At 58.6% G+C, this 7,020-nt stretch carries 8 protein-coding genes; 5 read left to right on the top strand and 3 right to left on the bottom strand.

The window, feature by feature from the left end; all coding sequences use genetic code 11:
* Positions 1–258: 258 nt before the first annotated feature.
* Positions 259–570 (top strand): hypothetical protein, encoded by a 312-nt coding sequence (locus VQ02_RS37580; RefSeq protein ID WP_157080815.1) that lies wholly within the window; start codon positions 259–261, stop codon positions 568–570.
* 192 nt (positions 571–762) lie between these two features.
* On the opposite strand, the gene VQ02_RS25845 is transcribed toward VQ02_RS37580, so the two are convergent.
* Entirely contained in the window at positions 763–1,509 is a 747-nt protein-coding gene (locus VQ02_RS25845; RefSeq protein ID WP_245239847.1) for a sensor histidine kinase, read from the bottom strand.
* Positions 1,510–1,927: 418 nt separating this feature from the next.
* Positions 1,928–2,791 carry an MBL fold metallo-hydrolase gene (locus tag VQ02_RS36060; protein WP_083469453.1) on the bottom strand — a complete coding sequence of 288 codons (864 nt, stop codon included), beginning with the start codon at positions 2,789–2,791 and terminating at the stop codon, positions 1,928–1,930.
* Positions 2,792–2,914: 123 nt separating this feature from the next.
* On the opposite strand from VQ02_RS36060, the gene VQ02_RS25840 reads away from it, so the two are divergent.
* On the top strand, positions 2,915–3,337 hold the full coding sequence (locus VQ02_RS25840; protein WP_048447115.1) for a winged helix-turn-helix transcriptional regulator: 423 nt from the start codon (positions 2,915–2,917) through the stop codon (positions 3,335–3,337).
* 84 nt (positions 3,338–3,421) lie between these two features.
* Here the strand turns inward: VQ02_RS25840 and VQ02_RS36055 are convergent, their stop codons facing one another.
* Positions 3,422–4,315, bottom strand: coding sequence for a LysR family transcriptional regulator (locus tag VQ02_RS36055; protein ID WP_083469452.1), 894 nt, complete (start codon positions 4,313–4,315; stop codon positions 3,422–3,424).
* On the opposite strand from VQ02_RS36055, the gene VQ02_RS36050 reads away from it, so the two are divergent.
* The 3 genes from VQ02_RS36050 to VQ02_RS25830 form a co-directional block, all read left to right on the top strand.
* A complete protein-coding gene (locus tag VQ02_RS36050; RefSeq protein WP_342447860.1) occupies positions 4,314–5,240 on the top strand; it encodes an SDR family oxidoreductase in 927 nt (308 codons plus the stop codon). The two genes, VQ02_RS36055 and VQ02_RS36050, sit on opposite strands and share 2 nt — an antisense overlap.
* A gap of 360 nt (positions 5,241–5,600) precedes the next feature.
* Positions 5,601–6,371 carry a L,D-transpeptidase gene (locus VQ02_RS25835; RefSeq protein ID WP_048447114.1) on the top strand — a complete coding sequence of 257 codons (771 nt, stop codon included), beginning with the start codon at positions 5,601–5,603 and terminating at the stop codon, positions 6,369–6,371.
* A gap of 88 nt (positions 6,372–6,459) precedes the next feature.
* A partial coding sequence (locus VQ02_RS25830) for a LysR family transcriptional regulator (RefSeq protein WP_048447113.1) occupies positions 6,460–7,020 on the top strand: 561 nt, incomplete at its 3' end.

Genomic DNA, 7,020 nt, shown 5'->3' with positions numbered 1-7,020 from the left:
GCGCACCCGCAGTAGCGGCGCTAACCCGCTGAGCGCATCCTCGCCGATCTCCGTCATGGCTCCCTCGGTCCGGCGAACTCAGGCCGCTCGGTGAGTGGGCGAAGCCTGGAAGGCGGCACCATGCATCAAGACTTTCCGGCCCGGAAGCACGATTGATCCGCACGGCTATCATCTTGCACCTGGCGGGTATCGAGCGAAGACCGCTGGAGAATTAGATCTTCGTCATCAACCCGGCGGCAGCTATTTCGTTGATAACAGATGGAGATCACTATGAGCATCGGTATTGCCAATGCAGCTTTGATTGCTGTTGGTCTTGCACTCGTTGCCACGCCGAGCTCCGCTCAGGAAAACCGAACCTTCAATGCCTGGGGACACGAGTTCATTGTTCCAGGCTCTCTGTTCGCCGCACCGACCGAGTACGGCTTGACGCACTCAGTGGCCAGCATGAGCCGCATGCAGCGAGCATATGCGCCTAGCCCGTCCACGGTAGCACCGACATCCGCCCCTCGCCCGCAGGTCATGCGCACGATCAATGTCTGGGGGGCACGCTTCGCCGTCCCCGCAGAATGAGGTGCATATAATTTTATTCCCGCATTGGCGGCAGGTCTGCATTTATTATAAATTTGACTTTGAGGAAGCGAGCTGGAAAAGGCTGATGCCTCCCGCAGCCGGGTGGTCAGACTATCATGACTGCCTGTATGAAGCGGATAATCTGCTCCAGAGAGCGCCTGTCGGAGAGCAGTCCTGTGGCTCCGGCGGCCATCAACCGAGTGCGGAAATATCGTCTAAGGCTGCGCCAGTGGAGCGATCCACGGTCACGCCGAAGATCGATCCTCGTCCGCAGCGAGATTGCACGCCGATTGAGTGGCCGAGTGCCTGAGCAGTCTGACGCACTATGTGAAGACCAAGACCGAGCCCAGCTCCGTCGCGGCGGCCAGCCCGATCAAAAGCCTCGAAAATGCCACTGAGGCGCCCTGGCGGGATGCCCGGCCCGTCATCATGGATCTCAATCACGATCCGTCCGCCCCGCCGACGGCACCCGACAATGACCCGGCCACCCCGGCCCGCATACTTAACGGCGTTGCCTATGAGGTTGCGCAGGATCGTCGCCAGCATCGCGGCTTCGCTCTCCACCCTCAGCCCTGTGCTACGGACCTGCAACTGAACCCCGACCACCTCGGCGTAGGGCTGCCATTCGGCCGCGACCTTGGCAAGGAGGGGGCCGAGAAGAACCGGGCCGAGACTCGTCGGCGCGTTGTCGACTTGGGACGAGCGGGCGAGATCGTCGAGATCACGTCCGAGCCGCACTAAGGCGTCGCTGGCTTGGCCGAGCCGGATGGCGGCGCGGGGTCCGACGCCGTCGGAGACCGCGCGCTCAATAGCCATAAGGGCGACTTGGAGCGGCTGCTTGAGATCGTGCCCAGCGACGGCGAGGAGCCGAGCCATGGCGCTGCGGGCGGCATCGGCTCGAAGCAAGGCATCACCAACTGGTGGGGTCACCATCATCATTCCCATCGCCAGCCTCCTCGACCGACTCCGCTTCGGCCCATCCATGGCTGGACCATGCGTCTTAGCCTTAAGAGGCGAGATCATGTGGAGGTTTGTCTCGGCCAATCCGGGATATTGCGAATTGCAACCATTGCAGGCGCTCGCTGGCAGGTGCGAGCCTCCGCCGACCTTCTCTGCAGACATCATACTTGTTCCTCTTATTTTAGGATTGATGCGTGGAGTACGAATTGACAACGTGGCAGCCGCAGGCCCATATGATCATGACGCAAATATTATTGTATTAGTTTTGTTTTAATAGATTTAAATTGCGGCTGCATATGCTGACTGGAAGATTTTTAAAAGCAAAATTTATAACCGACTTAAGTAGAAATATAATAAAGATATTTCTGAATAAATTAGATATTTTTGTTGCGAGATGTCAGTGTTCTGCAAAATAATCATAGCCTACGCCTTTGCGGCGAAGGCGGCCAAAGCCGGGGAATGACATGTGCATGCCAGTGACTAGCACGTCATCCGTAGCAACACGGTCGAACAAAGCACGGCGTGAGGCGCGGGCATCATCCTGGTTCACGTCTGCCTGAGCCGAGATATCTGGGTCACGGGACTGGATCGCAATCCGATGGACCGCGTCACCCCAGATGATTAGCTGCTTGTTGCCGCCGCCATCGATCTGGAAGCCGCTGTGACCAGGAGTGTGTCCAAATAGTGGGAGCGCCTCAATCCCTGGCAAAATCAGACCTCGGGTGAAGGCCTCCGTCCGCCCGGCATACGGAGTGAACGCTTCGCGTGCCCAGTCATAAACGTAGCGAAGATCGGCTGGTGCGAGTGCATACTGCTTGTCGGTCAACCAATAATCGATCTCAGTCTGATGAACAAATATCTGAGCATTGTTAAAGATCGGCGTATTATCGGTGTTGATGAGGCCATTGGTATGGTCGGGGTGGATATGTGTACATAGAATGAAATTGATATCGTCCGGCGTCAGTCCGATTTTCGCTAGATTGGGAACCAGCCTGTTTACGTCTGGTCCCATCTTACCGCCGGCGCCTGCATCGATTAGTAAGTTATGAGTTGAAGACCGAACAAGGAATGCGTTCACGTCAAGGTGAAAGGTAGCCTCGGTATTGAGTTCGCAGTCGTTTTCATGTTGTGCAAGGAACCATGTTGGCAGATCTAAGTGGCCATCGTGGATCGCCGTCACCTTGAATGACCCGACATCGACGGTAACCGGTGCATAATTATTGTTCGTTGCTTCGATGTTAAGGATCGATGTATCTGACATAAGCTACTTCCTGCGGGTCGCGGCAGGTCGATCACCAGCCGAGCGACTCGCAAGGTATCAGAAAGATACCACGTGTAAATTACGCACCTTTAGGCTATCAGGTTTCGTGGAGGTGACCGACTCATGGCTGACATCAAGGAATTGGAGGCGATGCGCCTCCTGCTCGATTTGCTCTCCGATAAGTGGACGGTCCCGATCCTGGCAGCCCTCTGTGCTGGAGGCGGGAAGCAGCGATTTAATGCGATCCGGCGCGAAGTGCCTCCGATTTCGCAGAAGAGCTTGGTGACCTGCCTTAAACGTCTGGAGATGAACGGGTTGATCCAGCGGCACGTCCTGACCACGGGCGAGCTTGCGGTGGAGTATCGCATGACGCCGCTCGGTCATACGCTCGACGAGCCGGTGGGTGCTCTTCTCTCTTGGTCTTGGAAGCACGAGCGCGAGGTGAGAAAAGCACAGCAGGAATACTTTTCGCGGACTGAAGCGGCGGATGACAAATCAGGATCCTCGACGGCCCGTGCTTTGCCTCTGAGGCTAGTCGGCAGATAGGAAATTATGATCAATCATCTTATACCTTACCCGACAAAAGGCGACGGTCGATTGCTATTTCAGCCATGGAATATAGATGATCGATCAAGCATGCGCTTTCAAGATATCTATAAAAGCTCGCAGAACAAGGGGCACATGTCGATGGCCCGGATAAAAGAGAAACAAGCCTGGATACTCTGGGCACCATTCCTCAAGCAGCGGTATCAACGCACCCTCACGCAGGGAGGGCTCAGCGATCCGTGCCGGCACGAAGGAGATGCCTAGGCCTTTGAGAGCTGCCTCCACCATGAGCTCGGTGCGGTTCAACATTAGCGGGCCAGATACGTCGACAGCTACCGCTTCCCCGTAGCGCTCAAACTCCCATCGATATGGTCGGCCTGCAGGCGTTCTCGATCGAACGCAGCAGTGAGCTGCGAGTTCGTATGGCGTCACAGGAGGATTGCGTCCCCTAAGGTAGGCGGGGGAGGCGACTGCGAGCATCCGCGAGGGGCCTCCGAAGCGGACTGCAATCATGTCGCGCGGCACTGCCTCGCCCAGTCGTATACCGGCATCGTAACCCTCCGCGACGATGTCCACGAACGATGCCTCAGCCACTAGATCGAGGGTAATCTGCGGGTACGATGCTAGAAAGGTCGGCACTATGCTGCGCATGAGCAGCATGGCGACCGTATCCGATGCTGTGATGCGGAGGACGCCGACCGGCTGCTCACGCGCCGCATCCACATCTGCCAGAGCTCCGTCAAGATCCATCAGGATGGAATTGAGACGATCGACCAGCCGTTCCCCTACTGGGGTGAGGGCGACGCTGCGCGTGGTGCGGTTCAGAAGCCGCGCTCCGATCCGGGCCTCGAAACCGGTGAGGAGATGGCTCACCGTCGATGGAGCCAGTTCAAGCTCGTCCGCGGCCTTTCGGAAGCTGCGATGCCTCGCGACCGCCGCCAACGCTCGTAGCTCAGTGATGCTTGGCTGCATTTTCATGGCGTTTCGCCATCAGCTCATGCAGGATTACCCCACTAATGGCAACCACCGAAGCGATTACCTTTCGCCCACCGGCAAGGAGGTTATTATGCAGACTTGGTTGATCACGGGCGTGAGCAGCGGCTTTGGCCGAGAAATTGCCAAGCAGGTGCTTGCACGAGGAGATCGAGTTGCGGGCACGATCAGGAGTGTCGGTGCAGCAAAAGATCTGCGTGAGCAATATGGAAACAGGCTGTGGCTCGCCGAGCTCGATTTAGTAAATGGCCCAGCGGTTACCTCGGCCGTCAATCGAGCGTTCGCGGAACTCGAGCGCATCGACGTCATAGTGAACAACGCAGGATATGGTCTTTTCGGCGCCCTTGAAGGACTTAGCGATGACCAGATTGTGCACCAGATCGCGGCTAATCTAACAGGATCAATCCGGGTTGTAAGGGCGGCTGTTTCGCACCTGCGGAACCAGGGAGGGGGGCGTATCCTGCAGTTGTCGACATATGGTGGACAGGCGACCCACGCTGGAGCTTCGCTCTATCATGCCAGCAAGTGGGGGATCGAGGGCTTCATGGACTCGATTGCACAGGAGTTAGCTCCATTCGGTATCGGCGTCACAATAGTGGAGCCAGGCGGCGCGCGTACCAACTTCCGCGGCGCGGCTGGCGCGGCCCTTGGGGCTAAGCTCGACGCCTATGACGGAACACCCGCGGGCATGGTGCACGCGATCCTCACAGATCCGACTCGCATGCCGAATGGAGACCCCGTCAAGATGGCCGCCGCTATGATCGCTAGCGCGGATCACAATCCGGCACCTCGGCGTTTAGTCCTCGGTTCCGATGCCTTCGCTATCATCCGGAATGCGCTTAAAGACCGACTCTCCGACGTAGAAGCGCAGCAGGAAGAAGCCACAAAAACAGATCTCGATGCGCTATGACATGGATATTATAGCATTATTTCATCTATTCCATCTTTCTATCGCGCAAAATATTTCTGAAAAGCGAATGTAAAAAATATTTGAGATTAGAATGAATCATCAAATCTTTCTTGTTGAGCTATATATGGGTTAACAATAAGAGTGATGTGCGTATCATCCAAAATGTACGAACCAGGACGCCGGATTGCACTCTGCAGGCAAAAAAGTGTTTATTTCGAAGGTGCATTCGATATCCTACTAGGATCTAGATGAACTATGCGCTTCACTCATTGTTGGCTCGGATGCTGTAATCCGGCATCGCACTCGCGACGCAGCCTCTATCATGGTTGCGGCGCTGCCTCGTGAAGACCTGGAGTCGTCATGTTCGCACCGGGATTGATCCAGTTCATCTCCTCGGATGCTCGCTCGCGCCTCCAAGTCCTGGTCCGGCTTGCACCTTTCACCCTTCTCGTGGGCGGTTGCATGACGGTTGGGATGCCGCCGGAAGCCACCGCACCAGTGCCCTCCACGGCGGTCACGGCCAGCTACTCAGCCATGTACGCAGCACGGCCCGAGGAACGCTTCGCCCTGCCGGCTACGGAGATTGCGGACGTCGATCCCCGCTACTTCCGCCAGGAGGTCGCTTATCCGAGAGCTGAGCCGCCGGGCACCCTGGTGGTCGATCCTGGCAACAAGTTCCTCTACCTCGTGCGGGAGAACGGGCGGGCCCTGCGCTACGGTGTTGGGGTCGGCCGGGCTGGGCTCGCCTGGAGCGGCATGGCGCGGGTCGGGCGCAAGGCCGAATGGCCACGCTGGACCCCGACACCGGACATGATCGCTCGTGAGCCGGAGCGGAACGGACCCTGGCGCCACGGCATGGCTGGCGGTTTGAGCAACCCGCTCGGGCCGCGCGCCCTTTACCTGTTCGACGGCCAGCGCGATACGCTCTATCGGATCCACGGTACCACCGAGCCGCATACGATCGGCACCGACGTGTCCTCAGGCTGCATTCGGATGTTCAACCAGGACGTCATCGACCTCTACGGCCGGGTGCCAGTCGAGACCAGGGTCGTCGTCCTACCAGCCGACGAGCATGTCGAACCGGCTGAGACGCAAGTCGCGCGGACGCCCTCCCAGGGAGCGGGCAGTTGAGCTGCCCCAGCCGCTTGGTTCGATTTATGACGGGCGGCGAGAGTCTGCGGAAGCGAACCCACGTCGCAGCAGTGGAGCAGGCGGGACGATGCGCTACCCGGACCTAGAGATCGACCTTCTGCGGGCCTTCGTGGCGGTGGCCGAGACCGGCAGCTTCACCGCCGCCGCGGACGTGGTCCACCGCTCGCAATCCGCGGTGAGCCAGAAGGTGCTGCGGCTCGAGGAGATCCTGGGGCGTCGCGTATTCGACCGCACTAGCCGCACGCTCGGCCTGACCCCGGACGGCGAGCGGCTGCTCGCTGCAGCGCGCCAGATGCTGGATTTCAACGACCGCATCATGCGCACTTGGCGCGAGCCCGCGGCCAGCGGCACGCTGCGGCTCGGCGTGTCGGAGGACTTCATCCCCGGCCAGTTACCGAAGCTGCTCGCCCGGTTCGGCCGGCTCTATCCCGACCTGCACATCGACCTGATGACCGGCCTGAGCTGTAACCTCTTGGAGGCCTATGACGGGAACCGCCTCGATGCCGTGATCGTCAAGCGCGGGGGCGCGGGAGGTCGGGGCCGAGTGATCTGGCGCGAACCGCTCGTTTGGCTGGCCGCCGCCGATTACCAGCTCGATTTCACCCGACCGGCTCGCCTCGTCATGCTG

The sequence above is a fragment of the Methylobacterium variabile genome (assembly GCF_001043975.1).
Lineage (GTDB): Bacteria > Pseudomonadota > Alphaproteobacteria > Rhizobiales > Beijerinckiaceae > Methylobacterium > Methylobacterium variabile.
This window is presented reverse-complemented; position numbering and strand designations above follow the sequence as displayed.

What these genes read in the sequence shown, in the direction of transcription:
- VQ02_RS36060 (WP_083469453.1), bottom strand. Translation starts at nt 2,791, where the DNA reads ATGTCAGATACATCGATCCTTAACATCGAAGCAACGAACAATAATTAT.
- VQ02_RS25845 (WP_245239847.1), bottom strand. Translation starts at nt 1,509, where the DNA reads ATGATGATGGTGACCCCACCAGTTGGTGATGCCTTGCTTCGAGCCGAT.
- VQ02_RS36055 (WP_083469452.1), bottom strand. Translation starts at nt 4,315, where the DNA reads ATGAAAATGCAGCCAAGCATCACTGAGCTACGAGCGTTGGCGGCGGTC.
- VQ02_RS36050 (WP_342447860.1), top strand. Translation starts at nt 4,314, where the DNA reads ATGGCGTTTCGCCATCAGCTCATGCAGGATTACCCCACTAATGGCAAC.
- VQ02_RS25840 (WP_048447115.1), top strand. Translation starts at nt 2,915, where the DNA reads ATGGCTGACATCAAGGAATTGGAGGCGATGCGCCTCCTGCTCGATTTG.
- VQ02_RS37580 (WP_157080815.1), top strand. Translation starts at nt 259, where the DNA reads ATGGAGATCACTATGAGCATCGGTATTGCCAATGCAGCTTTGATTGCT.
- VQ02_RS25835 (WP_048447114.1), top strand. Translation starts at nt 5,601, where the DNA reads ATGTTCGCACCGGGATTGATCCAGTTCATCTCCTCGGATGCTCGCTCG.